This window comes from Acinetobacter sichuanensis (assembly GCF_003024515.2).
Classification (GTDB): Bacteria; Pseudomonadota; Gammaproteobacteria; order Pseudomonadales; family Moraxellaceae; genus Acinetobacter; species Acinetobacter sichuanensis.
In genome coordinates this window covers 1-1,221 of the sequence record NZ_PYIX02000154.1, presented here as the reverse complement: position 1 = coordinate 1,221, position 1,221 = coordinate 1, and the positions used below count along the sequence as shown (strand labels likewise).

At 36.1% G+C, this 1,221-nt stretch carries 1 protein-coding gene and 1 pseudogene; both read left to right on the top strand.

Annotated features, from left to right (window positions below; genetic code table 11):
• Positions 1-16 precede the first annotated feature (16 nt).
• Positions 17-916 carry a replication protein gene (locus C9E89_RS22650; protein WP_107010310.1) on the top strand — a complete coding sequence of 300 codons (900 nt, stop codon included), beginning with the start codon at positions 17-19 and terminating at the stop codon, positions 914-916.
• Positions 917-941: 25 nt separating this feature from the next.
• A pseudogene (locus tag C9E89_RS22645) lies at positions 942-1,221 on the top strand (hypothetical protein); the annotation flags it as partial.

Here is a 1,221-nt window from a genome sequence, read left to right as displayed (position 1 = left end):
AAGGAAGGTGCTTCACATGAGTAAATTCGTACCCAACTCATTTCAGGTACCTAATGCTTTTGTAGATGAGGTCTTAGCTAAGATTTCAGATGCATCAAGCAAAATCTACCTAGTTATTTGTCGTAAAACGCGTGGCTGGAATAAAGAGATGGATTCTATCTCTTTGACTCAATTTGAAGAAATTACGGGTAAGTCTCGCCCAACAGTGATCAAGTGTTTACGTGAACTCATCAAGTTTGGTTTAGTTGTGGAATTGACCAGTACGTTCCACGGAAATACCTATAAATTAGGTGATGAAACAAGCATTGCAATGATGGTCAATTTCCCTAGTAAAAATATTTTACTAGGTGAAAATCAATCAAATGGGGGTAAAAAATCTTTACCTTTGCTAGTAAAAAATTTTAACTACGCTAGTAAAAATATTTTACCTCTACTAGTAAAAAATTTTTACACACAAAGTATCACTATCAAAAACAACTCTACAAAGAATAAAAAAATAAATAAAAAAAGTGAGCATGTTTCTGAACAACCCAAAGTGGAAACACAAACCCCATACGATCCGAAATCAACTGAATTACCAAATTCAATAGATCGTGATTTGTGGAACCAATTTGTTGATATGCGAATCAGCATTAAAAAACCACTGACGGCAAATGCGGTCAAACTCATTTTGAAAAAACTCGAGTCTTATGGTGTCTTGGCAAATCAATCTTTGGAAAACTCAATCATTGGGAGTTATCAGGGGGTATATCAACCAAAACCTGAAACACACTCCAATCATTTTCAAAACTCAAATACACCTGAAGAACCAGGTTATTTCTCTCAAATGTTCGTAGATCGTCAAGAGTCAAATGTAATCGATGTAACACCTGATGACCAAAATTTACCAATAGCAGGAGGTTTTTACCGTGAATAATCTAATTTGCCAAAATGATATCAAAATGCTGATTGCAACATTGAGAACGATTTACGCAACTCAGTTTAATAAAAACTTTCCTGCAGAAGGTAAAAATGCAATTCCAATGAATATGGTTGAGCAGATTGCATCAAACACATTGGCAGGTGTAATGCCACACCAGTTCCAACGAGGTTTGGTTTTACTGAGTACATCAGGTAAAACCTTCATGCCAAGCTTTGCCGAGTTCCGTACTTTGTGTATTGGCCAAGATTGGTGGAATGCTGAAAAAGCATGGGTGAAAGCCTGTGAGTACACCAAGATTA

Coding starts and splice junctions, on each gene's coding strand:
- C9E89_RS22650 (WP_107010310.1), top strand. CDS start 17: ATGAGTAAATTCGTACCCAACTCATTTCAGGTACCTAATGCTTTTGTA.